The organism is Leptolyngbya sp. 'hensonii', assembly GCF_001939115.1.
Classification (GTDB): Bacteria; Cyanobacteriota; Cyanobacteriia.
Genome location: NZ_MQTZ01000046.1, coordinates 47,112 through 71,493 on the forward strand (window position 1 = coordinate 47,112; position 24,382 = coordinate 71,493).

At 52.1% G+C, this 24,382-nt stretch carries 23 protein-coding genes; 9 read left to right on the top strand and 14 right to left on the bottom strand.

All coding sequences use genetic code 11. The annotated features are described in order from the left end of the window. Positions 1 to 498 precede the first annotated feature (498 nt). The 3 genes from BST81_RS19035 to BST81_RS19045 all read left to right on the top strand — a co-directional run bounded on the left by BST81_RS19035 (position 499) and on the right by BST81_RS19045 (position 3,310). Entirely contained in the window at positions 499 to 984 is a 486-nt protein-coding gene (locus BST81_RS19035) for a hypothetical protein (protein WP_075600092.1), read from the top strand. 147 nt (positions 985 to 1,131) lie between these two features. Further along, complete coding sequence (locus BST81_RS19040) at positions 1,132 to 1,479, top strand: hypothetical protein (protein WP_075600093.1); 348 nt, start codon at positions 1,132 to 1,134, stop codon at positions 1,477 to 1,479. Between the two features lie 202 nt (positions 1,480 to 1,681). Continuing rightward, positions 1,682 to 3,310, top strand: a complete 1,629-nt coding sequence (locus BST81_RS19045) for a mechanosensitive ion channel (protein ID WP_075600184.1) — start codon at positions 1,682 to 1,684, stop codon at positions 3,308 to 3,310. Positions 3,311 to 3,661: 351 nt separating this feature from the next. On the opposite strand, the gene BST81_RS19050 is transcribed toward BST81_RS19045, so the two are convergent. Further along, on the bottom strand, positions 3,662 to 4,126 hold the full coding sequence (locus BST81_RS19050; protein WP_075600094.1) for a hypothetical protein: 465 nt from the start codon (positions 4,124 to 4,126) through the stop codon (positions 3,662 to 3,664). A 27-nt stretch (positions 4,127 to 4,153) separates the two neighbouring features. Continuing rightward, complete coding sequence (locus tag BST81_RS19055; RefSeq protein WP_075600095.1) at positions 4,154 to 4,918, bottom strand: alpha/beta fold hydrolase; 765 nt, start codon at positions 4,916 to 4,918, stop codon at positions 4,154 to 4,156. Between the two features lie 80 nt (positions 4,919 to 4,998). Here BST81_RS19055 and cutA point away from each other — a divergent pair, with 80 nt between their 5' ends. Further along, entirely contained in the window at positions 4,999 to 5,337 is a 339-nt protein-coding gene (gene cutA / locus BST81_RS19060) for a divalent-cation tolerance protein CutA (RefSeq protein ID WP_075600096.1), read from the top strand. Positions 5,338 to 5,347: 10 nt separating this feature from the next. Here cutA and BST81_RS19065 read toward each other — a convergent pair whose 3' ends face one another. From BST81_RS19065 to hrcA, 3 genes are all read right to left on the bottom strand, one after another. Next, on the bottom strand, positions 5,348 to 5,662 hold the full coding sequence (locus tag BST81_RS19065) for a hypothetical protein (RefSeq protein ID WP_075600097.1): 315 nt from the start codon (positions 5,660 to 5,662) through the stop codon (positions 5,348 to 5,350). Beyond that, on the bottom strand, positions 5,659 to 5,916 hold the full coding sequence (locus BST81_RS19070) for a hypothetical protein (protein ID WP_075600098.1): 258 nt from the start codon (positions 5,914 to 5,916) through the stop codon (positions 5,659 to 5,661). The genes BST81_RS19065 and BST81_RS19070 overlap by 4 nt, the downstream gene beginning before the upstream one ends. A gap of 157 nt (positions 5,917 to 6,073) precedes the next feature. Continuing rightward, the gene (gene hrcA / locus BST81_RS19075) at positions 6,074 to 7,153 is read right to left on the bottom strand and encodes a heat-inducible transcriptional repressor HrcA (protein WP_075600099.1); all 1,080 of its coding nucleotides are present in this window, start codon (positions 7,151 to 7,153) and stop codon (positions 6,074 to 6,076) included. Between the two features lie 371 nt (positions 7,154 to 7,524). Between hrcA and mrdA the strand changes: the two genes are divergently transcribed. The 3 genes from mrdA (at position 7,525) to BST81_RS19090 (ending at position 14,244) form a co-directional block, all read left to right on the top strand. Beyond that, positions 7,525 to 9,291: a penicillin-binding protein 2 gene (gene mrdA / locus BST81_RS19080; RefSeq protein ID WP_075600100.1), complete on the top strand. Its 1,767-nt coding sequence runs from the start codon at positions 7,525 to 7,527 to the stop codon at positions 9,289 to 9,291. Between the two features lie 160 nt (positions 9,292 to 9,451). Further along, positions 9,452 to 12,910 carry a PAS domain S-box protein gene (locus BST81_RS19085; RefSeq protein ID WP_216351395.1) on the top strand — a complete coding sequence of 1,153 codons (3,459 nt, stop codon included), beginning with the start codon at positions 9,452 to 9,454 and terminating at the stop codon, positions 12,908 to 12,910. Between the two features lie 71 nt (positions 12,911 to 12,981). After that, a complete protein-coding gene (locus tag BST81_RS19090; RefSeq protein ID WP_075600102.1) occupies positions 12,982 to 14,244 on the top strand; it encodes a protein kinase in 1,263 nt (420 codons plus the stop codon). A 407-nt stretch (positions 14,245 to 14,651) separates the two neighbouring features. Here the strand turns inward: BST81_RS19090 and BST81_RS19095 are convergent, their stop codons facing one another. The 5 genes from BST81_RS19095 to BST81_RS19115 form a co-directional block, all read right to left on the bottom strand. Then, positions 14,652 to 15,740, bottom strand: a complete 1,089-nt coding sequence (locus tag BST81_RS19095; RefSeq protein ID WP_075600103.1) for a tetratricopeptide repeat protein — start codon at positions 15,738 to 15,740, stop codon at positions 14,652 to 14,654. A gap of 117 nt (positions 15,741 to 15,857) precedes the next feature. Continuing rightward, complete coding sequence (locus BST81_RS19100) at positions 15,858 to 16,685, bottom strand: 16S rRNA (uracil(1498)-N(3))-methyltransferase (RefSeq protein ID WP_075600104.1); 828 nt, start codon at positions 16,683 to 16,685, stop codon at positions 15,858 to 15,860. 19 nt (positions 16,686 to 16,704) lie between these two features. Next, on the bottom strand, positions 16,705 to 17,235 hold the full coding sequence (locus BST81_RS19105) for an outer membrane beta-barrel protein (RefSeq protein ID WP_075600105.1): 531 nt from the start codon (positions 17,233 to 17,235) through the stop codon (positions 16,705 to 16,707). A gap of 291 nt (positions 17,236 to 17,526) precedes the next feature. Continuing rightward, positions 17,527 to 19,695: a PAS domain-containing protein gene (locus BST81_RS19110; protein WP_075600106.1), complete on the bottom strand. Its 2,169-nt coding sequence runs from the start codon at positions 19,693 to 19,695 to the stop codon at positions 17,527 to 17,529. 155 nt (positions 19,696 to 19,850) lie between these two features. Next, a complete protein-coding gene (locus tag BST81_RS19115; RefSeq protein WP_216351396.1) occupies positions 19,851 to 20,603 on the bottom strand; it encodes a pentapeptide repeat-containing protein in 753 nt (250 codons plus the stop codon). Positions 20,604 to 20,745: 142 nt separating this feature from the next. Here BST81_RS19115 and BST81_RS19120 point away from each other — a divergent pair, with 142 nt between their 5' ends. After that, complete coding sequence (locus tag BST81_RS19120) at positions 20,746 to 21,078, top strand: MGMT family protein (protein ID WP_075600108.1); 333 nt, start codon at positions 20,746 to 20,748, stop codon at positions 21,076 to 21,078. Here BST81_RS19120 and BST81_RS19125 read toward each other — a convergent pair. The 4 genes from BST81_RS19125 to rplU all read right to left on the bottom strand — a co-directional run bounded on the left by BST81_RS19125 (position 21,065) and on the right by rplU (position 23,480). Then, the gene (locus BST81_RS19125; protein ID WP_075600109.1) at positions 21,065 to 21,514 is read right to left on the bottom strand and encodes an SRPBCC family protein; all 450 of its coding nucleotides are present in this window, start codon (positions 21,512 to 21,514) and stop codon (positions 21,065 to 21,067) included. The genes BST81_RS19120 and BST81_RS19125 overlap by 14 nt on opposite strands. Before the next feature lie 3 nt (positions 21,515 to 21,517). Beyond that, the gene (gene hemB, locus BST81_RS19130; RefSeq protein ID WP_075600110.1) at positions 21,518 to 22,501 is read right to left on the bottom strand and encodes a porphobilinogen synthase; all 984 of its coding nucleotides are present in this window, start codon (positions 22,499 to 22,501) and stop codon (positions 21,518 to 21,520) included. 222 nt (positions 22,502 to 22,723) lie between these two features. Beyond that, positions 22,724 to 23,017 (bottom strand): 50S ribosomal protein L27, encoded by a 294-nt coding sequence (gene rpmA / locus BST81_RS19135; RefSeq protein ID WP_075600111.1) that lies wholly within the window; start codon positions 23,015 to 23,017, stop codon positions 22,724 to 22,726. A gap of 61 nt (positions 23,018 to 23,078) precedes the next feature. Continuing rightward, positions 23,079 to 23,480, bottom strand: coding sequence for a 50S ribosomal protein L21 (rplU, locus tag BST81_RS19140; protein WP_075600112.1), 402 nt, complete (start codon positions 23,478 to 23,480; stop codon positions 23,079 to 23,081). A 456-nt stretch (positions 23,481 to 23,936) separates the two neighbouring features. On the opposite strand from rplU, the gene BST81_RS19150 reads away from it, so the two are divergent. Next, positions 23,937 to 24,299 (top strand): BON domain-containing protein, encoded by a 363-nt coding sequence (locus BST81_RS19150; protein ID WP_143780411.1) that lies wholly within the window; start codon positions 23,937 to 23,939, stop codon positions 24,297 to 24,299. The last annotated feature ends 83 nt before the right edge of the window (positions 24,300 to 24,382 follow it).

Below are 24,382 nucleotides of genomic sequence, written 5' to 3' on the forward strand. Positions count from 1 at the left end.
CATTTTCATGATCTGCCCAGTGGAATAGCTCTGGCCACAAAATCAACGTCAATGGATAGAGAAATAGTGATCTGGTAATTCCTGGAAATAGGAAATCCCATCACCTGGCCAACGATCGTCCCTCCTATTCAGGGGTTCCGCCCCTATCTGCCGTTCACATCCCAAGTGCAAGGGGAGAGCATCCCAGTTTTGCAAGGTTGCCCTCATCCCCCAGCCCCTTCTCCCAAAGAGGGAGAAGGGGAGCCAGGTTCAAAGTCCCTCTCCCGTTCTGGGAGAGGGATTTAGGGAGAGGGCTACAAAAGTGGGATGCACTCGTGCAAGGGCTATCTCTGAGCATAGAGCTCAAGATTAAATCCTTCTTCTGGTAGATCAGGAAAACTGAAATTGGTAGATGTAATTCCTATCAATTGAAGGATGGAATTACATCTATTGATTGATTCGACTTCCCATTTTCAACTGATATAAAGATAGCAATCGAATCAAGGAGAAAGTTCCAAGATGAAACGCAAGATTGCAGATTCTTTAAAGCACAGACTATCTTTAATTGTTGGTGGACTTCTAACATTTTTGTTTGTGTTTCTAGGAATATTTGGCCACGCAAGTACTCTGGCGATCGCAGCCCCCCATAGCTCCCCCACCCTGATTGCGACGAGTGCATCTAGTCTTTCTCAAGAAGTAGCGGGCAAAGCCAGGGAAGACCTCGGCACGGTTCAAAAAAATCTCGGCAAAGTCTCTGGACAGATTGAAGGCACGACCAATCAGGTGAAAGGCCGCGCTCTGCGTGACACCGGTAGAACCCAGGCAAAATTGGAAACCACTCAACAAGCAATTAAAAATCGTGCCAGGAAAGATCTGAATACCACACAAAATGCCGCCGATCGAGCACGCAACCGAATTTCTGAAACCACGGATCAGGTCGGAGATCGGGTTGCGGAAGCCACAGAAAGCACAGTTGATTCGCTCAAAACCTTTTTTGGTCAGTAGTCAGTCATTTTTGATCCCTGCCAGCCCACTCAGTAAGCGAGTCAGATGACTGGCAAAAAGAGGGGTCTGGGGGCTTTGCCCCCACCCCCTTCATCCCTCAATTCTTGCTCGACAAACTGCTACTTATTTCTTGAAAAGGAGTTTCCTATGAAGTTCATGACTGATGCACTGTCATTTTTGCGCCCAATTCGATTTATGTTCGCGGCCCTAATGTGCACAATGCTATTTCTCATAAGCACTGTTCCAGTTCAAGCTGCAAATGCGCCAAAAAGTCAGCCTACTCAGGGCACTGCCCAGCTCGAAGAGATCCATGAGAGTGCTGAAGATGTAGCGAACTCTCCTCCAATGTCACTGAAAGAAGTTGAAGAACGATCGAAAAGGGGCTTCAACGAAGTCCAAGGTGCTGCGGATAAGGACAAGTTCAAATCAGGGGATTCTAGGCCGGTCATCTTAGATGAAATAGAGAAGGCCATGGATAAACTTAACAGGAATTAGGGCGATTGACGGTTGCTGGATCCAGGTGCGTAATCTCGACTTCCCTAATCACCATTGAGGAATTCCATTAGGCCCGGATTAAGTTACTGGGGTAAGATTTACTCGTGTAGCTCTCTCAGTTATCTGTGTCATCTATTCACAGCCTGCACTGAGTGAGCTTTTTACTGCCTGACCAGCTTTTCAAACATTCTTCTCAATGAATATGAACAGCATACTTCAAGGCTTGACTGATCTGACCGAAGAAGGGATGCCCCTTTGGTCTGGCTTTCCCCTGGCCCAGACATCCTCTTTTTCAATTGATACCACTTTCCTTGGTCCTACGCTAGTTAATCTGGTGGGCGCGATCGCCATCCTGATTGTGGGTTGGATTATCGCTGGCTTAGTCTCGAGTGCCGTCCGACGGCTACTCAAGCTAACGAACCTGGACAATCGCTTTGCCAGTATGGTCTCTGGCCCTACCACGAATGTCGGTCCTGTCGTTGAAACCTGGGTGTCTGCGATCGTATTCTGGATTTTGATGATCCTGGCGATCGTGGCTTCCCTCAACGCTTTAAATCTGACAGTAGTTTCCCAGCCCCTGAATAATTTCCTCAATCAAATCTTTGCTTTTCTGCCCAAATTGGGTGCGGCCTTCCTTCTGGTGGCCATCGCCTGGGCTGTGGCTACGCTAGCAAAGCTGATTGTCATTCGTACAGCTCGATCCCTGGGGCTGGATCAGCGATTTGCCCCCCCTGTGGAAGACAGTACCTCTGCTCAGCCCCAGTTGTTGCTGAGTGATACCCTGGGGAATGCCCTCTACTGGTTCGTATTTCTCTTCTTCCTGCCCCTGATCCTGGGAGTTCTGGATCTGCAAGGACCCCTCCAACCCGTTCAGAACCTCCTGAACGAGATTCTGGCAGCGTTGCCTAGAATTCTGAAGGCAGTGATTATTGGTGTCGTCGGTTGGCTCATTGCCCGAGTCGTGCGAGGTCTGGTCACCAATCTGCTGGCAGCAACCGGTTCAGACCAGCTTGGCGCTAAGTTCGGCCTGAGCCCCAGTAAACAGCCCCTTTCCTCCCTGGTTGGGCTGATCACCTACATTCTGGTGCTAATTCCCACTGCGATCGCAGCCTTAGATGCGCTGAATCTACCTGCCGTTTCCCAACCTGCTACAGAAATGCTGAATCAGATTCTGAGGGCCATTCCCCAGATCTTTACAGCAGTCCTGATTCTGGTTGCGGGCTATGCGATCGGACGTTTCGTGAGCGAGTTGGTCACAAACTTACTCTCTGGCATTGGTTTCAATAATATTTTCTACTGGTTAGGGCTCAGCTCCGCCCCCTATACCTCCACGGCTGCAGCGACTCCCACTGCGACGGAAGAAAGTTCAGAAGTCCCCCCACGGAATCCTGCTGAAATTGCCGGTATCGTTGTCCTGGTTGGAATTTTACTCTTTGCGACTGTTGCAGCCACAAACGTCCTCAATATTCCAGCCCTGACCTCGATCGTGACCGGATTACTGATCTTGCTGGGTCAGATCCTGGCCGGGCTGGCGATTTTTGCGGTAGGGCTGTACCTGGCAAATTTCGCTTTCACGCTGATCAAGGGCTCTGGCAATTCCCAGGCTCGGATTCTGGCCCACGCCTCCAGAATTTCTATTATCATTCTGGTTTCAGCCATGGCCCTGCAGCAGATTGGAGTTGCACCCAGCATCGTCAATCTTGCTTTTGGTCTGATGTTTGGAGCAATTGCTGTTTCGATCGCCCTAGCTTTTGGGCTCGGAGGGCGGGATGTTGCGGCTGAGCAATTACGCGCCTGGTTAGCTAATTTCAAGAGCCGACCCCCTCAATAGGCAACGGATTGCCTCCAGACTTTTTCCCCAGAGGATGCTGGAATCCTTCCCATCCTGGTTACCCTGGCGGCTAAAGTTGCGGCTGCAAAAACAAAACCAGTCTGTCTTGCTGGCCCTTGTTCGCGAAATCACAACTTTAACCGCCAGTTCCTTTCAACCATGGCTTTGCTGAATGCAAATATGAATTACCCTCATCCCCAACCCTTCTCCCGCAGGAGAAGGGAGCTAAAACTCTTGTTCCCTCTCCTTTGGGAGAGGGCTAGGGTGAGGGCTGCATAAGGCTCAAGCACGAAAATCATCCTTCTATTCAGCAACGCCTCAACCCTTCCCCCAGACTACCTCCGAGGAGGTTTAAAGTTGGTCCTCGTTAATCGGAGCGATGTACTGCCGATGAGCACGGACGTAGCAGGTGTAAGTATTCTGTCGATTCCCCAGGGTCTGCTGAACATCCAGAAGATTGACTCGCACATAGACCCAGGGCTTTCCATCCAGCACCTCGATCGCATCCCAGTTCGCTTTCAGGGGCGGACGAGGCATGACTGCATTGGTTTGAATTACCACTGAATCCACAACCGCCCCATAAGCAATCCGAACCAGAACCTTCCCCTGCTTATTCCGGCAATTCACCCCAGCTTTATCTGGTTCCACAATCAACCATTTCCGCTGTAGATAATAGCCCCGATTGCCCAAAATTCTGGCGGTTTTGAAGTTACCATTTCCATCGGGCTGAGACACATCCGCAATCTGGGCTGAGACTGGCAAAACTGGCATCGCCAGGATCAGTGCCGCAAGAGTCCATAAGGCCTGTTTTTTCATTACCGCGCTCCTTACCCGTTCATCAGGTCAGTTCTTTAGGAACTGCCCCACTTCTTGAAACACCCTATCCCGTTCCAGATCCAGCGGAATAATATGGTCGGACTGTTCCAGCCAGATCAGAGTTTTCTCAGTTGAACCCAACTGATCGTAAATCAGAGTCGCCCCCGCCGGATCGACGATCGTGTCCCCAGGGGCCTGCATAATCAGGGTCGGCACGGTAATGCCCGGCAATTCCTGTTTCACCAGAGCAATCAACTCATTGGCACTGCGAACAGCAGCGAGGTTGAAAGACCGAAAAAACAGCGCCTGCTGGGCCTGCTGCCGCATGGTTCGATCTCGAATTGGCAACCGCAGGCGAGGCACTTCAGAGATCACCTGCCCCAGGGAAAACAGCAACACCTCTGGCTTGATCCGATCGTTCAACTGACGACGGATAGCCATATAAGGAGCCAGGAGTACCAGTTTTTCGATCGGATGTTGAACGGCCAGATGTAATCCCAGGGGGCACCCAGTCGAGAAGCCCACCACACTGACCCGGTCATACTGGCGCACCAGTTGCAGGTAGGTTTCCAGGATATGGAGGTACCATTGCTGCCAGGTCGAAGCGGGCATGCGGAAGGATGGTCGATCGTGTCCCGGATAGTTAATCGCCCGGACGGTCAGCCCCTGTTGATGCAGATAGGCCCCCAGAAGCTGCATTTCGTAAACGCCCCCGCCCAATCCATGCAGCAATAAACAGGCATGGGAACAGGCTTCTGAGCCTTCCAGGAAAAAAGGCGTATTGGTCAACATGGATGACAATTCTCAGAGATAATTTCTACAATCCAGGATTATGCTTCAGTTTTATGTTATCTCAGAGAAATTTCTAAGCCGTGGAGACAGTTTCCCCATCCGCCTACTGTATCGTTCTGGTCACAACCTCATCCCGTCAGGAGGCAGAGACGATCGGATCAGCCCTGGTTGAGGCCCGTCTGGCCGCCTGTGTCAGCCTCACCCCCGTGCATTCCATCTACACCTGGCAGGGAGAGGTTCACCGGGATGACGAGTGGCAGCTCATGATTAAATCTGAAGCCAGCCGCTTTGAAGAACTGGCTGCCCTGGTCCGATCGCGCCATTCCTACGACGTTCCAGAGATCATTGCCCTGCCGCTCATAGCTGGTTCTCCGCCCTATCTTCAATGGATTTCAGATCAGGTGCGCCCCTTAACGTGAACACAAGGCTTCAAATTCGGCCACCGGCCCTTTCTGCAGCAACCACGGTGGCAATACTGAGGGGAAATTCCTCCAGGTCTGCATCTTCAGTTGCAGGCATGGGAGACACAAAGGTATAGCAGGGATCACAGTCCCCAGAATCGTAAACCTGAATCGCCCATTTATCCGGCAGTCCTTCGATACCGATTTCTACCACGGACCATTCTACGCCAGATTGCTTGCTGGAGAGGATCAGAAAAAAGTCCTGATCTTCTGCCGGAATCTCTAAATCCTCGACCAGGAAAGACAGGGCCAGTTGGGCTGACTCCTGAGCGGTCAGCGTCATGATGCCCCTTCTCCCTGCACCTGGGGATACAGGCCCAACTGCCTGGACAATTCCCGTGCCACATAGATCAAAAATTTCGCCCCATCCTGGTTATCGTGATGGGCCATGGCTGTCGCCACCTGGAACATTGTTTGGATCAGACCTGCATCCAGTAAGTCCGGATGGGCATCCAAAACTTCGGGCTCCTGGCCATTAGGGCATTTCAGAAGCTGGTCAATCAAACCGTAGTAGAGGGTCTGGCGTTGTTCATCCATGGGGCAGGTCAAAGGGAGGTGTTGTCCTCCTATCCTAGAATGGCCTGCTGAGTCAGATGATCTTGCCATTAAGCCCGTACTCAACCACCAGACCCAATACTGAGGCAGGATTTTAAGAAATTTTCGGGACAGGGGACGGGGATTTTGCCAGTGGCGTTTAACTCAAGGCTTCTGACAGGTAATCCGCTGCGGCTTCGACGGTGGCGATCGCCTGCTCATAGGCCATCCGGGTCGGCCCTAACATGCCTACACTGCCCACTGGCACTGATCCCCGCCGGTAGGTGGTGGAAACCAGGGCACAGGATCGCATCGGTTCCAACGGATTCTCAGCGCCAATCCGAATACTGACCCGTCGATCGCCAGGTTCACCCCCCCGTTGGGACCACATCAGGGGCCAGAGCTGATCCTGCTCGTCTTCCAGGAGATGGACGATCGCCTGAAACTGATGGAGTTCGGAAAACTCTGGGTGGCGAAGCACTTCAGACACCCCACTGATAAAAATCTGAGTGGTGGTGGCAGCCTGGGACAGGCCAGTCAACTCCCTCAGCAACGTACTTAAGAAATCTGCATAGCGTTCGAACTCCCGATCCAGATCCTGCCAATCCATCGTGGCCAGTTCCAGCAGGGATTTTCCCCGCAGTTGATGGTTCAGGAAATTGGACAGGATTTGAATTTCCCGCTCCAATGTTTCCGTATCCGGGGCCTCGGCATCCGCTACTTTCGGTAATTCGATCAAAACAGATTTCGTCTCATAGGAATCTAAAACTGCAATTAGCATGGCCCGATCGGGATCCACCAGAATCAGTTGCAGATGACGCAGGGTAGCCGTACTGGACTGGGGTGTGGTAATCAGGGCGACATAACCGCTCAAGGTCGCCAGAATCTGAACCGCTCCCCGCAACAAAGACTCCAAACTCCGCCCTTCCCGGCTCAGCCGATCGCTCAACTGTTGCTCCACCTGTTGCGCCAGCGCGGTCGCAGGCGAGATCAACTGATCCACATAGATGCGGTAACCAGAGTCAGAGGGAATGCGCCCAGCAGAGGTATGGGGCTGATACAACAAACCGGCCTTTTCCAGATATCCCATCGCATTCCGAATCGTCGCCGGACTGAAGGTCAGATTATATTCCTCCACCAGAGCTTTTGAGCCTACCGGTTCTGCGGTCGCAATGTAATGCCGCACGGTGGCCCAGAGAATATGCTGCTGTCTGGCATTGAGGTTGACTTTTACAGGCATTTTGATCTGGATCGATGAAAAATTTAATCTTGAAATTCTTAAGAAAACCAGAGTGAATCGGGGATCTGCAACCAAGCCCTTAAACTACGACTAGTTCCATCAATCAAACTTGGCTTAAAAGGCTGGAACGATTATGACGGAGAGCAGGTCTGGATAAAAGTATCCGGATATGCATCTGTCGCTCCAGGATGGTTACTGCAATAAGGGCGATTTAGGAATCAGAATAGCAGATGTTCCATTTTCCCTGTAAAAGACACCGAAATCAGGGATTCGGATTGCTCTAGTAAGCCCTGCCCCTTCTTTAACCCTGGGGAATGGGTCCAAACTTTGAACATCAACCTATCTATATTTCTTGTTATAGATCAATAACAATGGCCGGTGGAATTTCCTTTTCTTCCTCTTCCCGCCTGGAAAATACGGTTCTGACCCAACGGTCTATCCGGGCGATTATTATCCTGATGATTTCAACGCTCCTTCTGGGGGCCTGCGGCCTGCGATTGGCACAACTGCAATTGGTGGAAGGGCATCGTCATCGAGCATCTGCCGATCGCAATCGGATTCGAATGATCCCGATCGCCTCCGATCGAGGCAACATTCTGGATCACAAGGGTAGATTGCTGGCAGCCAACCGGCTTTCCCGGTCGGTCTATCTCTGGCCCCGGGAACAGTCCCAGGAAAGATGGCAGCAATCAGCGCTGATCCTGAGCAAAATTCTCAAGATCCCTGGCCCAGAAATCCAACAAAAGTTGACCCAGATAGGCTATCACTCTCCCATGCCTGTGCGGATTGTCCGGGATATCTCCCCAGCCGCCTTTACCGCCCTGGCTGAACAGGCCGAACAACTGCCCGGTGTTGAGATCCGTGCAGAATCCAGCCGTATTTACCCCCATGGCAGTCTGGCTGCTCACGTCCTGGGCTATATCGGGGAAGCTACCGAGGAGGATTTGAAAGCCCATCCCAATTACCCAATCGGCATTGTGGTTGGACAAATGGGGGTAGAACGCATTGCCAATGCTGAACTCCAGGGATCCTGGGGCGATCGCTTGGTGGAAACAGATGTCCGGGGGCGGGAGTTGCAGATGCTGGGTGTTCACCCCCCCGTGGCAGGCTCCCCCGTCCAACTGACGATCGACCTGGACTTGCAACGGACGGCAGAAAAAGCCCTGGGAAATCGCCGGGGCGCTGTGGTGGTTCTGGATGTGAAAACAGGGGCCGTGCTGGCCTTGGCCAGTGGACCGACCTTCGATCCCAACCTGTTTACTCGCAAGATGACCACCGCAGAGTGGAAAGGGCTGCAAAATCCGGATAAGCCATTTCTCAATCGAGCCCTGCAGGGGTATCCCCCAGGGAGCACGTTTAAAGTGGTCACGGCTGTCGCAGGTATGGAGTCTGGTAAATTCGCACCCGATTCCATGTTGGGAACCTATGCCTACATCAATCTGGGGGGGCATCTATTCCATGAACATGGGGCAGGTTATGGGGTAATTGGCTTCTCCGATGCCTTTGCCGTCAGTAGTAACACCTTCTTCTACCAGGTGGGTCTGACCACAGGGCCAGAGCAGATTTCCAAATGGGCTCAGCGGCTGGGGATCGGAGAGATTACGAACCTGGGCCTGGAAGGAGAAAGTCATGGGCTGGTGCCCACCCCAACCGAAAAACAAAAACTCTATGGCGAGCCCTGGTACGGAGGCGACACGGTGAGTATGGCGATCGGTCAGGGACTGGTCCAGGTCAGCCCACTGGAGCTAACCGTTGTCTATGCCACGATCGCGAACGGGGGGTGGCGGGTAAAACCTCATTTGCTGGCCTCCCAAACCGATGCAATGGTGGCGCAGCGACAGCGGATCGGCTTGAAATCGGGCACGATCGCCGTGATTCGATCGGGGCTGATCGCCGTGGTTCAACAGGGTACGGCCAGCCAGTTAAATGATGGCTCTATTCCTCTGACTGCTGGTAAAACAGGCACCGCCGAAGTTTTGGGCCAGCGTGACAATGCGCTCTATGTCGGGTTTGGCCCCGCCAGGGATCCCCAAATTGCCGTCGCTGTCGTGGTGGAAAATGGTGGGTTCGGGGCTGAATCTGCGGTTCCGATCGCCCATCAAATCTATAAGACCTACTTCAAAACCCAGTCTAAGTAACAGATTCTGTATCCACGGTAGCCCAGAGGGAGCGGAACTTCTCTGAGCCTCTACCCTGAAGCTCAGGATTTACAACTTTTGTTTTTCCCTATAGAACACTTGCAATAATTTAGGGCAAAGTTGGGAATAGAATGTCGCCTAATCAATGGCCCACCAGCCCATGAACGCTTCCATGGTCATTACCCTGCTAATCGTTGAAGATTGCGCCGAAGATCGGCTCACTTACCGCCGCTTTCTGCAGCAGGATAGCCTCTACACCTACCAAATCACCGAGCTTGAAACCACAACAGAAGCGAGAATCTGGTGCAAACAGACTACGCCCGATCTAATTTTGCTGGATCTGATGTTACCGGATAGCCCTGGTCTGGCGTTATTGGAGCAACTCAGACAAGATGTGAGTCTGGCCCAATCGGCCATCATCATTCTGACCGGACAGGCAGATGTAGACACTGTAATTCGCAGCCTGAAAAGTGGGGCTCAAGACTATCTCATTAAAAACAGCCTCACCCCTGGGCACTTTCAACAGGCTGTTCATAGTGCCTTAGAAAGGCTATATCTGGCTCGCAACCTGGAACAGCGACAGGCCCAGCAAACCCTGATGACCACGATCGCCCTCCGCATCCAGCAATCCCTCCAGCTCGATGAAGTTCTGGATACCACCGTTAGAGAGGTGCGCCAGTTGTTGAACGCCGATCGGGTGCTGATCTATCAGTTTCAGCCTGATTGGAATGGAACCATCGTGGCAGAGGCGGTGCTTCCTGGTTGGACGATCTCTCTCGGTACTGATGTTGAGGATACCTGCTTTCAGCAAGGGGCCGGAGCAGATTACCGTCGGGGGAAAACCCGGGCGATCGACGACATTTACCAGGCAGATCTGACCGATTGTCATGTGCAACTGCTAGAGCGGTTTGAGGTCAAAGCCAATCTTGTGGTGCCGATTTTGGTCCGAGATCAATTGTGGGGCTTGCTGGTGGCCCATCAATGTCAGAGCCCACGTCACTGGCAAGCCTTAGATCTGGAGATGCTGGATCAATTGGCAGTGCAGATTGCGATCGGGATCCAGCAAGCCCATGCTTACAATCAGGCTCAACAAACCCTCATTGACCTGAATCAGCGAACCATGGAGTTGGAGATTACCAACCAAAACCTACAAATTGCTCTGGAAGAAATTCAGGTTTCTGAAGAAGAGTTGCAGATCCAGAACGAAGACCTGATGATCGCCAACCAGACGGCTGAAGTCGAACGGCAACGTTATGAAGATTTATTTAATTTTGCCCCGGATGGCTATCTGGTGACGAATATCCATGGGCTGATTCAAGAAGCCAATCGGGCCGCCAAGGATTTACTGGCCATGGAACAATCCCATTTAGTGGGCACTCCCCTGGTACTCTATGTTCCCACCCAGAATCGGGATTCCTTTATCCAAAACTTACACCAAGTTCAGGCGTCTCTCCAGAAGCAAGTTTATGAACTGTCCCTCCAGTCCCAACAGGGCCATCTTTTCCCAGCAGAAATTACAGCCACTGCGATCCAGAACCCCCAGGGGCGGGTAGTTGGTATCCGCTGGCTGATTCAAGATATTACGGAACGCAAACGGGCTGAAACCGAACATCGTCGCACCGAAAGATTGCAACTGGAGTTCGACCTGCTGGAAACCATCCTTGAAGTCACCCTGGCAGGTTACTGGGATTGGAATATTCCAGAGCATCAGGAGTATTTGAGCCCAACCTTCAAGCAAATGCTGGGATATGAGGATCATGAGCTCCCGAATATACCAGAAACCTGGCAAGGATTAATTTTTCCAGAGGATTTACCTGGCGTGATGGCCTGCTTTGATCGGCATGTCCAGAGCCAGGGGCAGCTTCCTTTCTACAATGAAGTGCGGTATCACCACAAAAATGGGTCCATCGTTTGGGTAATTTGTGCTGGCCAGGTGATTGAGTGGGATGAGCATCACCAACCCCTACGGATGGTTGGGTGCCACATTGATATCACAGATCTGAAACACACGGAAACCTCGTTGAAAGCCAGTGAAGCCCGCTACCGAGCCATCATTGAAGATCAGACCGAACTGATCGCCCGGTTTTTACCCGACACCACGATCGTGTTTGTGAATGAAGCCTACTGCCGCTATTTTGGGGTGAAACAGGAAGAGATCATAGGCCGGAGCTATGCGCCCGTTGTGTTTGAAGCCGATCAAGATAAGGTTGCTGAACTGGTTCAAACCATGACCTTCGAAAACCCGACGGTGACGATCGAGAATCGGGTCGTCGTCAATGGGGAAATCCGCTGGACTCAATGGATTAACCGCATGCTATTTAACGAGCAGGGGGAATTTATCGAGTTTCAAGCGGTGGGCCGGGACATCACCGAGCTCAAGCAGATTGAAGCAGACCTGCGACAAGCCAACGAACGGTTGATGCATGCCACCCGTCTGAAGGATGAATTCCTCGCCAGTATGAGCCATGAACTCCGCACCCCTCTGAATGCGATTCTGGGCATGACTGAGGGCTTGCAGGATAAGATATTTGGTCCGATCAACGATCGGCAGCAACAGGTTCTTAACATCATTGAACACAGTGGGAATCACTTGCTGGAGTTGATTAACGATATCCTGGATCTCTCCAAAATTGAGTCGGGTAAGCTGGAACTCCAGATCAGTACGATCTCGATCAAAGATCTTTGCGAGGAAAGCCTCATTGTGGTTCGGCAGGCGGCCCTGAAGAAAGAGATTCAGCTCTCCTGCCACATTCCAGAGGATATCGGCAGCATTCAGGCCGACGATCGTCGCCTCCGCCAGGTTCTGATCAATTTGCTCAACAACGCGGTCAAATTTACCCCAGCAGGCGGTTCCGTGAGATTGGAGGTAACGCGGGTGCCTCCCGCCATCACCACAGCCATGGGAGAGCCAGAACAGGCTTATCTTACTCAGGCCAGCATCATTTTCTCCGTCACGGACACAGGCATTGGGATTGCTCCCGAAAACCTTTATAAGCTGTTTCAGCCTTTTGTTCAGATCGATAGCAAGCTCAATCGTCAACACAGTGGTACTGGCTTAGGTCTGGCCCTGAGCCGACGCATTGTAGACCTCCATGGGGGCGAGATCACGGTTCAAAGCCAACTGGGCCAGGGCAGTTGCTTCACGTTTCAGATTCCAGATCAACCCCCTTCCCCCAGCCCAAACATTAGACCTCCCCGTCAGCCTAGCGATCTATCCCCAGCTTCTGAAACCGATCCCGAGGGCCTCCGATCGACACTCATTTTGCTGGCAGAAGACAATGAAGCCAATGTGCAAACCGTCTCTGCTTACCTCCAGAGTTATGGCTACCGCCTCATCCTGGCCCGAAATGGTGAGGATGCCATTGCCCAGGCTAAAGCCCATCAGCCTAATCTGATCTTGATGGACATCCAAATGCCTAACATGGATGGCATTACTGCTATTCAGCACTTACGCAAGGAGCAGGACTTGATTCAGGTTCCGATCATTGCCCTCACCGCTCTGGCCATGCCTGGCGATCGGGAACGCTGTCTCGAAGCAGGAGCCAACGAATACCTGACCAAGCCCGTTTCCCTCAGACAACTCGTTGCCCTGATTCAAGACCTGCTGGCATCCTGGTAGAGCCAGTTCCCCCGACCCACAGGCCGGGGGCATCGGGCTAAACTGGATGGAATCTCGATCGGACCCCCAGCATGCTCCAACCCAAACAGGTTCTGCACGATCGCTACCGACTTTGCCATAAGCTAGGCCAGAATGCGGGTCGCCAGACCTGGCTAGCAGAAGACTTGCAGGCCAAACCCACCGAGTCAGTCATTATCAAGCTGCTCACCTTTGGGGGAGATGTGCAGTGGGAAGACCTGAAATTGTTCGAGCGAGAAGCCCAGGTGTTGCAACAGTTGCAGCACCCTGCGATCCCTCACTATCGAGACTATTTTTCGATCGACGATCGCAGCCTCTGGTTTGGCATGGTGCAGGACTATATTCCCGGCCAGTCGCTGAAAGATCTACTGCACCAGGGAAAGCGGTTTACAGAGCCGGAAATTCAGAAAATTGCCGGGGAAGTCCTGGAAATTCTGATTTATCTGCATGGGTTCAGTCCGCCTGTGTTACACCGGGATTTGAAGCCCAGCAATCTGATCTGGGGTGAGGACGATCGGATTTACCTGGTGGATTTTGGGGCAGTCCACGATCGGGGGGTGGCGGAAGGAGCCACATTTACCGTGGTGGGAACCTACGGTTATGCACCCGTGGAACAATTTGGGGGTCGTACAGTCCCAGCATCTGACCTGTATGCCCTGGGCGCAACCCTGATCCACCTGCTGACCGGAATCTCTCCAGCAGACCTGCCCCAGCGGAATCTGCAGATTCAGTTTGCCGATCGGATCAGCGTTAGCCCAGCCCTGGTGCCATGGCTGCACAAGATGACCGAACCGGCCCTGGAAAAACGATTTGCCCGAGCTGATCAGGCCCTGACCACATTGCGATCGGGGGAAATGTTGGTGACCGTTGAGCCGCAACTCCAGGAAACGGCTCTGGAGAATACATCGGGTCAGGGGGGGCTGTTCAACAGCAAAGTCCCTGTTCCCCCAGAAGTTCACGGCTGGAACTGGGGAGCCTTCCTACTCACCCCCTACTGGTCCCTCACCAATCGGGTCTGGCTGGGATTGCTGGTCTGGTTATTCAGCTCTGGGAGTTGGTGGGTCTTTCGAGCATTTTTACACGGCAACTCATTCAAGGCCGTGCTACTGATCAACTTGGGTCTGGAGTTCGGCTTCATGGTACTTCTGGGGATGAAAGGAAATACCTGGGCCTGGAAAAGTACTGACTGGCGGAGTATCGCCCAGTTCAAAAAACATCAGAGACAATGGGCGATCGCGGGGTTGATGATTGGCATTCCGCTCCTCTGGCTGGGTTGGTGGCAGAGAATCTGGCTGCTCCTGTATTTCCTGCGGTGACACCCTCCCGACGCTAACCGCAAGGTGTAGAGAGCTCCCTGGGAGTATGTCAGTTTTGCCGATCTTCAAATGTGCCCACCCCAGGGGAAGCCGCTCCGCGTCTACATCCCCCAACCCCTTCTCCCTTTTTGGGGAGCCCCATCAGTTCAAAGTCCCTCTTCCAAGTTGGGAGAGGGATTTAGGGTGAGGGCAAAGGTGACATGTACCCCGCTCCCTAGGCCCCTCATGAGTTAAAGCGCAATGGCCAGCTCCCTAATATAGGAAAACTGGCCAAAAGATTCAGTAGAACAAATTAGAATCGTACAACAGATGCCCTGGGCGGGGAGAGAACCCCAGTCTTCCCTCCTATAATATCTCCATTTTCAGTGACCGGGGGATCTAGGAAGATGTAGTTCCAGGTTTGGTAGCTATGAACGGGTGTGCTTCAAATAGGCCAGGGTACTGTAAAGATGAAAAGCGGGATCCCAGTGAGTTTCACCTCCTTCAAGGCGAGGCAGATCAATCTGGGCATTAAGACGGCTGAGGGGAACTCGATGATCCAGCGCGGTTTCGGCGAATCCTTCAAAGTCTGACCAGACTTTAATCTGGGGCAAGTTCTCGCTCAGAGAGCGCAGCAGGGTATTCCAGTTGATCCGGATTGTATTTTGGGTTGTTTCTGGGGTTCCACTGCCGATCTCGCTGTCTTGAAATTGATAGGTGATATCGCAGATCCGGAGAATGCATTTTCGCTCAGGCAGGTGCAGATCACACATCTGGACATAGTCCTGAGTTTTATCCTTATGCTGTAATTTGCGCCAGGGACCCAGGTCAATCACTTTCTCAAAAATGGGCAGGCGGCCCTGAACACGCTGGGTGACTTCGGACCAGTCAAAAGCGATCGATCCCACTTGATCCTGCTCACTCCGGCAAATAACAACTGGTTGAGCTCCAACTGATTTAAAGTAGCTGACCCGGAAGATCTGAATTTGCTTGATTTCTGCCTGAGAGGCCCAAAGGGTGGGAATGCCAACCTGTTGTAGTTCTTCCCCATAAACGCGCAGTTCCCCGATCGTCCCTGTGCGATAGAGCTGCCAGGTGCGACCTGGTAGTTGTAACTTGGCCACCTGAGGGTCGATCTGCATCACCTTCGCAAAGCCTTGAGCCGCCTGTACTCGGGCTGCCCCGGTAATGGGCTCCAAAATCAAAAACCCGGGCTCAGCATTGAGGGGATCGGCTGCAGCCTCTGCCAGGGCTTGTTTGCGACGATCTCGGTCCCGTTTGTCAATCCGCTCCAGGCCCTGACGAGCCTGAAGGGCCAGCTTAGGCATAGCCGTGTCGCGCAATAATTGCCGATAGATCTGGGTAGCCCGATCGGGCTTACCCGTTGCCTCCTGTAAGCGGGCTGCATAAAACTGGACCCAGGGATCCTGGGGAGAGTCTTTGAGTAGAGGTTTCAGCAGGTCGGCGACAGTGCGATAGTCTCGACGTTCAAAGGCGGCAGCAATATCGTCGTGCATAGGGCAAAGGGTTAATCCTGATCTTCTCAAGTTTCAATCAGCGACCGGCTAGAGACAAGTGGGAGATCCCTTATTTAGGAACGAGAATTAAATAAAGTGTCAAACTCCTGATTGCCCTCACCCCCCTGCCCCCTCTCCCAAATTTGGGAGAGGGGGAGGGGTTGGGGGTTGGGGGTGAGGGCTGAAGAAATCCAGGTTATTTAATTCCCGTTCCTCAGGATCTGACTCTGATTCTAATCTGGCTGCCAAAATTGCAAGGGCCGCTAAGGGAGCTGTAACAGCTCGCAAAATGCGTCGGCCCAGGGAAACTGGCTGATAATTGGCCGCGATCGCCTGCGCCACCTCCCTTTCTGTCCACCCTCCTTCAGGCCCGGTTGCAACAAAAATTGACGATCCCATCTGGGAAGATTGGAGAGATTTCCACAGGTAGGGAATTTTTCCTCGGGCAACACAGAAGTACGCCTGATCCCTGGAGGTTCGATGCCCCAGTTCCTGGAGATGGTGGGTCAATGGAATGGGATCTTGCACGATCGGCACAACCTGACGCTCAGCCTGTTCTGCCGCCTCCTGGGCAATCCGCCGCCACCGATCGACTTTCTGGGCACTGGGCTGCAACAGGGTGCGATCGCTCAACACCGGTATAATCTGGGCAACCCCCAGTTCCGTGGCCTGTCGCACGACCTCATCAAAGCCGCTGCCTTTGGGCAAAGCACTGACCAGGGTCACCGCAACCAATAATTCATGCTGCACAGGGACAATTTCCAGCACCCGGGCCTGCAATTCTCCAGATTGCAACTCCGCTAACCACCATTGTTGAGCAGTGACCGCAATGAAATGTTCTCCTGCCCGCAACCGCAGCACCCGGCTGAGGTAGTGCTGCTGATCGGCGGTCAAGAGAACATAGGGTGGGTTAAATTGCTCTGGGGCAATGATCAGGCGCTGCAAAAGGGTTTAATCCGTAGGACTAGAATCGATAGCCTAACCCAAGCTGGACACTCAATGCATTAGCAGAGCTGTTCTGGTAAGCATTGATACCATATTTGACATCTCCGTAGGTCACCACATTCTTGGCGATTTCCGATTCTGCGCCCAGGGTCAGGACGACAGAATCCCGGTTGCCCAGGGGTGTGGTTGAGGTCTGATTCTGAACAAACGAGTATCCGACCCCAGTGTAGATGTTGGTGTTTTGGGCCACCGGTAAATCATAGGTCACAGTCGGGATGACGGCACTGTTTTTATCCGTGAACAGAACTGTTCCCCGCAGGGAAACCGGCACCTGGGGTGCCGCAATCCGTCCCTGAATATTACCGCCAAAAATGGCAGAATCATTACCCTGCCCCCCATTGGTCAGTCCAAAGGAAGGCCCCACACCGATGTAGCTACCCTCCAGACCTTGAGGCTGGGCTGCAGCGGGTTTCATGGATAAGAACATGGGCGCGATCGCCAGCATGGAAAATACAGAAACCGTAGCGAAAAACTTCAGAGAACCTTTCATTGTTCTTTCCTCACCTAGTCGATCAAATCACTTGTTGTGGTCTAGTTCCAGGTTGATCAATCAGCTTCAACGTCTAATTAATCCAGTTGATTACTATCAATTAACCTGTTACAAGTGATTGGACGGAGCGGGTTCCACAGAAGTTCTCAGAAGTGGGCTCTCTCTAAAGTGGCACAAGCAAATTAAAAATTAAAGATTGAAAATTACCCTGGAACATGCCAGATGCTATTCTATTTTCTCTAGAGCTTTTTTCAGCCTGGGATTGCTACAAAATTGCCTAATCGACTGCAATTATGCTGCGTTTTGGTGGGTTGGAATTTCAATGAAAAACTGAGTTCCTGCGTTGGGGGTTGAATCGCACCATAGCTTACCACCATGCTTCTCTGTCACAATCTGATAGCTGATGGAGAGGCCCATGCCCGTGCCTTTACCAATAGGTTTGGTCGTAAAAAATGGGTCGAAGATTTTACTTTTCTGTGCTTCGGTAATGCCAGGACCATTATCACAAAGCTGAATCAGCACCTGAGTAGCACCGACCATTTCCGTTCGAATGGTTATTACCGGGGTGAAATCAGCCTGCCTGGAAATCACGTCTTCCAGCGCATCGATGCCATTACTTAAGATATTCATGAATACCTGGTTTAGCTGCCCAGCGTAACATTCAACCAGGGGTAATTCCCCATAAGCTTTGATAATTTCAACTTTGGGCTGGTCTGGTTTTGCTTTCAACCGGTGTTGCAAAATCATCAGCGTACTATCCAGGCACTCATGCAAGTCCACTGCTTTCATTTCCGCTTCATCCATGCGAGAGAAAGTCCGCAGGGACGCAACAATCTTCTGAATTCGCTCCGCCCCAACGCGCATGGAGTTGAGGAGCTTTGGCAGGTCCGCCATCAGGAAATCCAGATCGATCGCATCGGCTTCTGCCTGAATTTCTGGGGCCGGATTCGGATAGGACACTTGATAAAGCTGTAGCAGTCCGAGTAAGTCTTGGGTGTAATCATTGGCATGTTTCAGGTTGCCATAGATGAAGTTAACCGGGTTATTAATTTCATGGGCGACCCCAGCCACTAACTGCCCTAAGCCAGACATTTTCTCGCTCTGGACCAGTTGCATTTGCGTCTGTTGCAGTTCATGGAGAGTTTGTACCAGTTCCTGGGCTTGTTGCCGGAGTTGGCCTTCCGATCGCTTTAAAGCTGTTTCTGTTTCCTTCCGATCGGTGATATTGAAGGTGGTCCCCACCACCCGGTAGATCCAACCCTGATCATTCTTGAGGGGATTCAGGGTTGTGATGAACCAGGTCCTCCGTCCCTGAAAGGTGAGGCACTCCTCATAGGAAATCGTTTCGCCTAATTGTAAACAATCCATGTATTTCTGGCGGATCTGAGATCCTTCAACGGGGCCAAAAATATCTTCTGGAGACTTGCCGATCGCCTCTACCGAAAGGATATTCAAGACTTCTTCGGTAAATCGGTTCCATCCTGCATAACGAAAGTCCCCATCTTCGAGCACATCGATGACAAAAATCTGATGCTCACTGCCTTCGTAGATGCTGCGCAAAAATAGTTCCTGCTCTTGCAATTGCGCTTTGGCCTGCTTGCGCTCTTGAATTTCCTGCTCCAGAAGGGAGATAGCTTTTCTGAGTTGAGCTGTGCGTTCCTCTACCTTATATTCCAGGTCCTCATTCAGTTGCTGCAGCGCCATTTCAATCTGTTTGCGATCGCTCACATCCCGCACGATCATCAAGATTTCATTCTCACCGCTAGGAACCATGCGCACTTCTTCGTAAACCAGCCTCCCCTCAACGACCAGTTGTTGTTCATAAACCTGCAGGCTTCTCGTCGCCAGGGTGATCTGAACATGGCGCAGCATTTCGTCAGCAATGGGTTCAGGCAACACGTCATGGAGGCATTTCCCAGTTGACGCCTGAATTGCAGAGGGTTTGAATGCACCATCCAGGGACAAATCGAGGTAAGTTCCATCCGATCGCAGCCGGATCAACAGGTCAGGAATGGCCTCAACTAAAGCACGGCTTGTGGCTTCCCGCTGGCGCAGGGCTGCTTCAGCCTCCTGGTAATGGCGTTCACTCTCCTCATTTCGAGTTAGACAGCGGATAGAGCCAACAAGAAAGAGATCCTCCAGGTCCCCCCTGAGCAAGTGACGGTGGATGACAACCGGTAATGGTTCTCCCCGAGGGGTGGTCAACAGTTCCTCTGTCTCGATCGGCAGGCCGGTTGCAAACACCAATTCATCCCGTTCCCAATTCAGGGGAATCTCTATCAAATCCTCTCGCTGACAGCTCAAGAGATGGCATAAAGCATCGTTGACAAAGACCCAATGATGCTGACGGTCTTTGACAAAAACTGGTTGGGTCAGGCCATTCAGCAGATTCCACAAAAATGGTTGGGAAAGGAATGCCGGGGAAGGAAGGTTTAAGGTTTGAGACTGGGGGTTGATCATAGAGCAGCTCTTCTCTCAGCAACATGGATCAGCAAAGATCCCGCTCACAACTCTGTAGCACCCCTAGTCTTCCCAGAATTTTCCTCTAAAGAAACCTCATCAATCTAAAGTCAGAAAATGGTGATTTTTTAGGCTGACCCCCAATTCCCTGGATCTTAGAACAGGAAAGGTACCAGGTACTGGGCCAGGGGAGCCAGGATATTCATCAGGCCACCCCCTTCCGGCGGGGGATCATTTTTCCCGGTGACGGTATTGACAAAGTTTATAGCCACTTTATAGCCCACGTCATCTCCCTGGGATTGATACAGTTGAGCGGCCAGGTAAGCGTCCTCTACGGCTCCCCGTCTGTCGTTCAAACGCAGGCGAGACCCTGCTCGTCCTAAATAAGCCGAGGCAAAATTCTTGTCCAGACTAATTGCCCGATTGAAGCTGTCGATCGCCAGGGATGGATCGCCTTTCAGATAGTCTTCCATCGCCCACTGATAATAGCTTTGAGCGTTTCCAGGTAGTCCTTCTGTTTTTCTGACATTGGCATTGACCAGAATCGTCTGTTCCAGGTTGGCCCCCACCAGATAGGCATCTCGCAGATCGGCACCTGTCAGGTCTGCTCCTTTCAGATTTGCCCCACTCAAGTTCACGCCTACCAGGTTAGCCCCCCGTAAATCAGCGCCACTGAGGTCAGCGCCACTGAGGTCAGCCCGACTTAAGTTGGCCTGCATCAAGTTGGCTCCCCGTAAATTAACCTGCAACAATTTGGCATAAACCAGACCAGCCCGGCTTAAATCGCACTTGGGACATTGGCGGGTGGAGAGCAACTGTTGTAAGTGATTAGGATTCTCAGCTCTCACAGGATTTTGCAACCAGAAAAAAGATAATAGTCCTAAACCAATCAGAGTCTTCAACATCATGGCTACCCTCCTACCCAGGCAAGTTAGTACAAATTGGATTCACGATCGTGACCGACGCTTTTTGCTTGGACGTTGGATGTAACGCCACTAGCGCATTCTGAGTCGATATAAACCCCTGCATTCAAGCACAAATCTTGGAAAAATGTCCACTTATGACAGGATTTATGATATTGTGCGCCAGATTCCTCCGGGTCAGGTGGCAACCTATGGCCAGATTGCGGAACTGGCCAATTTGTTTGGCAAAGCTCGTCTGGTCGGCTATGCCCTGTATCAGGTGGCCCCAGAAGACACCGATATCCCCTGGCATCGGGTGATCAACGCCAAGGGAGAGATTTCTCAGTCGCCGCACCGCAACGGCAGTGATGCCTGGCAGCGATCGCTCCTGGAGCAGGAGGGAGTTCAGTTTGGCCCCGATCACAAAATCAACCTGCGAGACTATCGCTGGCAACCCGATCGGTCTGTTATGGATGCTTGATTGACTCTGCCACTTGCTTAAGGCGTTGCAATTGAGCCTGCATATCCGCCCTTGTCCAGCTTGCGGCAAACTGATTGAAGCCAAAACGGACCAGGGGATTGGGAATCTCAAATTCAAAGCAGTTGACCAGGAGAGTGCCCTCGGTGTTAGGGCGGCATTCCCAGCGATCGCGGCCATGGAAAAACCCTTCAAACCCCCACACGACCACCCCCGGTTCCCGTTCCACCACCACACTCTTCAGGGTGGGGCGGAGCAGGGGGATCTGGATGATGAAGCGACTCTCCCCTCCGATATCGGTGTTCCAATCCCCCACAGGCTCGCAGCGCAGGGCCGGATTTAACCAACGGTGCATGAAGGTAAGATCAGTGATGCACCGTTCCACGATCGTGGCGTTGGCCTGAATTTGGATCGATTGCTCAAAAACCTGGGCTGTCACGAATCAGACTCCCAGCCAGCGGGCAACGTCCTTGGCGTGATAGGTCAAAATCAGATCGGTGCCAGCCCGCTTGAGGCTGGTCAGGGTTTCCAGAACAACCCGTTGTTCATCAATCCAACCATTCAGGGCGGCTGCCTTCACCATGGCATACTCCCCAGAGACGTTGTAGGCGGCGAGGGGTAGATTCGTGGCTTCCTTGATCCGGTAGATGATGTCCATGTAGGCAAGGGCCGGTTTGACCATCAGCATATCAGCTCCTTCGGCCACATCCAGGGCAATTTCTTTCAGGGCTTCACGGGCGTTGCCGGGGTCCATTTGATAGGTGCGGCGATCGCCAAACTGAGGCGCGGAATCGGCAGCATCCCGGAAGGGACCATAATAGGCGGAGGCATACTTGGCGGCGTAGGACAGAATCGGAATGTCTTGATGCCCTGCTTCATCTAACCCGGCTCGGATCGCCTGAACGAACCCATCCATCATGCCTGATGGGGCAATAATATCGGCACCGGCCTGGACCTGGGAAACAGCAGTCTTCTTCAACAACTCCAGGGTGGGATCATTGAGCACTCGCCCGGTCAGATCCCCAACCTGCAGGTAACCGCAGTGGCCATGGGAGGTGTACTCACAGAGGCAGGTGTCGGCAATGATGACCAGATCTGGAACAGCCTCTTTAACAGCGGTGGCGGCCAGTTGGACAATGCCATGATCGTGCCATGCACCCGTGGCGTCCATGTCTTTGGTTTCCGGAATGCCAAACAGGATAATAGCCGGAATGCCTAGGTCGTAAACCTCTTTGGCTTCTTCCACAATTTTATCCACCGAAAGTTGGTAGACTCCCGGCATCGATTTAACTTCCTGGGCAAAACCCTCGCCGGGTACAGCAAACAGAGGATAAATCAGATCACTCAGGTTTAGAACCGTTTCACTGACCATCCGGCGGATTTGGGGATGTTGGCGCAGGCGGCGAGGACGATGGATTGGAAACATAGCGCTTTACAAAAACTTTTCATTCAGGATTCAGTTTATCGCTCTGGGCGTACCGGACGAGCGATCGTGAGGTAACGTTCTGTAACACAACAATCAAGCCACTGACAGGCAGTGGCTTGATCACAATTCCATGGGCGGATATTTAGTTCCAGATCCTGACTGACAACCTCGAAAAACAGGCGGGAACCTTATAGGGAAAGTCCCTGCGGTTCCGGATCAGTTCTAAGCAGAAGCAGTAGCCAGTTCTGCTGCAGGTGCAGCAGTTGGAGGATAGACACTCACTTTCTTGCCATTCTTGCCTCTGCGTTCAAAGGTAACCACCCCATCAACCAGGGCAAACAGGGTATCGTCACTTCCGCGACCCACATTATTGCCGGGATGGAACTTGGTGCCCCGCTGCCGCACCAGGATATTACCTGCCTTGACCACCTGACCCCCGAAACGCTTTACCCCCAGGCGTTGAGCGTTGGAGTCGCGACCGTTTCTTGTACTCCCTGTCCCTTTCTTATGAGCCATGTTGTGCCTCTCTTGCGTCTACCTATTTATTACTTATCGGCTTTGGGCTGGCTGAAACGGCCTATGCCTCTGTAGCTTCGTCTGATTCGACAACGACTTCTGCTTTGACTCCGGGTGCAGACTGCTCTGTGCCCGCCAGCGTCACCCCATTCAACGTAATAGAATCAATCATCAGCCGAGTCAGTTCCTGACGATGGCCCTGCTTCTTACGAGTTTTCTTTTTGGGCTTCATTTTGTAGACAATGATCTTGCGGCCTCGCAGATGACGCAAGATAGTCCCCTCAACCGTAGCCCCCTCAACTAGAGGTTGGCCGATCGTGACCTGCCCGTCATTCTGAACCAGCAACACTTTGCTGATCGTATAGGTGGATTCTGGATCACTGGCAAGGCGGTCTACATCGTAGAAACGACCAGGTTCTACCCGGAGTTGTTTCCCACCTGTTTCAATAATTGCGTAGGTCATACTGTCTCCTAAAAACTGCCGTACAGGTGCTCTGGCTCACTAAAAATTACAGATTCTGAGGGAAACCTGTGATCTTAAACAGCTTTCACCAGTGAACTTGCATACCTGGTCCGAGCAAATGAATGCGCGATCTACTATTTTTCTACCAGGGTCCTCAGGTTGTCAAGTCAGCATTTCTTATTTTTGGGGGAAACTGGTTAAGCTGCCTATATCAGTGGGTCGGGAGGCTTGAGCTTTGCCCAACTTCGCGGGGGGATGGGATAGGAGCCGTTCCTGGAATGATCTTGAGACTGGGAATGTGGCCTGCCGCACAGTTTTTTGAAAAAAATGTGAAATAAGTAAATCCACGGATAGATGCATTGCAGATTCTGGGGGTATTTGAATATTCTGTAAAGAGGGGTGTGGATTCGATAAAGCTTTTATTTAGTTTCACGATTTAATCAGGTGGTCAGCTCCATGGAATTTGTGCATCAACCCGTTCAATGGGAGAGTTTCCCAAAAGTTGGAACTCCGTTAACTGGTGTCTTACCAGAGCAACCAATATGGACGCCTCTGTTTACTGCCATTCCGCCTGAGCGGGTGGGATTAAATGGGGAATATGATTATGAAGGTCTGGCCAAGAGGGTTGCGGCTCAACTTCACCAATCTCTCAAGGCTGAGGATATCTGTGATTTACAAGTGTTACAGCGGGGCAAGGTAGTCATTCTGAAAGGGATTGTTCCCAATGAGATCGTACTGCAGCAGGTGATCGAGGTCGCCAGCCAGGTGAGCGGAGCCACTGCCGTAGAGATTGGTCGGGTCGCCTTCCCAAATGCCTAACCCCTGGGACAGCTTTCCCCGGCTTCAGGGAAAGTGGAGCTGATTCATTCTGTTCTACAAGTTAATGAAGATTGCTCAGGCTG

Excerpts from the sequence above, each read along its gene's own strand:
- BST81_RS19035 (WP_075600092.1), top strand. The coding sequence starts at position 499 with ATGAAACGCAAGATTGCAGATTCTTTAAAGCACAGACTATCTTTAATT.
- rplU (WP_075600112.1), bottom strand. The coding sequence starts at position 23,480 with ATGACCTACGCAATTATTGAAACAGGTGGGAAACAACTCCGGGTAGAA.
- BST81_RS19095 (WP_075600103.1), bottom strand. The coding sequence starts at position 15,740 with ATGCACGACGATATTGCTGCCGCCTTTGAACGTCGAGACTATCGCACT.
- BST81_RS19115 (WP_216351396.1), bottom strand. The coding sequence starts at position 20,603 with ATGATGTTGAAGACTCTGATTGGTTTAGGACTATTATCTTTTTTCTGG.
- BST81_RS19105 (WP_075600105.1), bottom strand. The coding sequence starts at position 17,235 with ATGAAAGGTTCTCTGAAGTTTTTCGCTACGGTTTCTGTATTTTCCATG.
- BST81_RS19065 (WP_075600097.1), bottom strand. The coding sequence starts at position 5,662 with ATGACGCTGACCGCTCAGGAGTCAGCCCAACTGGCCCTGTCTTTCCTG.
- BST81_RS19085 (WP_216351395.1), top strand. The coding sequence starts at position 9,452 with ATGAACGCTTCCATGGTCATTACCCTGCTAATCGTTGAAGATTGCGCC.
- BST81_RS19120 (WP_075600108.1), top strand. The coding sequence starts at position 20,746 with ATGTCCACTTATGACAGGATTTATGATATTGTGCGCCAGATTCCTCCG.
- BST81_RS19040 (WP_075600093.1), top strand. The coding sequence starts at position 1,132 with ATGAAGTTCATGACTGATGCACTGTCATTTTTGCGCCCAATTCGATTT.
- hemB (WP_075600110.1), bottom strand. The coding sequence starts at position 22,501 with ATGTTTCCAATCCATCGTCCTCGCCGCCTGCGCCAACATCCCCAAATC.
- mrdA (WP_075600100.1), top strand. The coding sequence starts at position 7,525 with ATGGCCGGTGGAATTTCCTTTTCTTCCTCTTCCCGCCTGGAAAATACG.
- rpmA (WP_075600111.1), bottom strand. The coding sequence starts at position 23,017 with ATGGCTCATAAGAAAGGGACAGGGAGTACAAGAAACGGTCGCGACTCC.
- BST81_RS19055 (WP_075600095.1), bottom strand. The coding sequence starts at position 4,918 with ATGTTGACCAATACGCCTTTTTTCCTGGAAGGCTCAGAAGCCTGTTCC.
- hrcA (WP_075600099.1), bottom strand. The coding sequence starts at position 7,153 with ATGCCTGTAAAAGTCAACCTCAATGCCAGACAGCAGCATATTCTCTGG.
- BST81_RS19110 (WP_075600106.1), bottom strand. The coding sequence starts at position 19,695 with ATGATCAACCCCCAGTCTCAAACCTTAAACCTTCCTTCCCCGGCATTC.
- BST81_RS19050 (WP_075600094.1), bottom strand. The coding sequence starts at position 4,126 with ATGAAAAAACAGGCCTTATGGACTCTTGCGGCACTGATCCTGGCGATG.
- BST81_RS19070 (WP_075600098.1), bottom strand. The coding sequence starts at position 5,916 with ATGGATGAACAACGCCAGACCCTCTACTACGGTTTGATTGACCAGCTT.
- BST81_RS19045 (WP_075600184.1), top strand. The coding sequence starts at position 1,682 with ATGAACAGCATACTTCAAGGCTTGACTGATCTGACCGAAGAAGGGATG.
- BST81_RS19090 (WP_075600102.1), top strand. The coding sequence starts at position 12,982 with ATGCTCCAACCCAAACAGGTTCTGCACGATCGCTACCGACTTTGCCAT.
- BST81_RS19150 (WP_143780411.1), top strand. The coding sequence starts at position 23,937 with ATGGAATTTGTGCATCAACCCGTTCAATGGGAGAGTTTCCCAAAAGTT.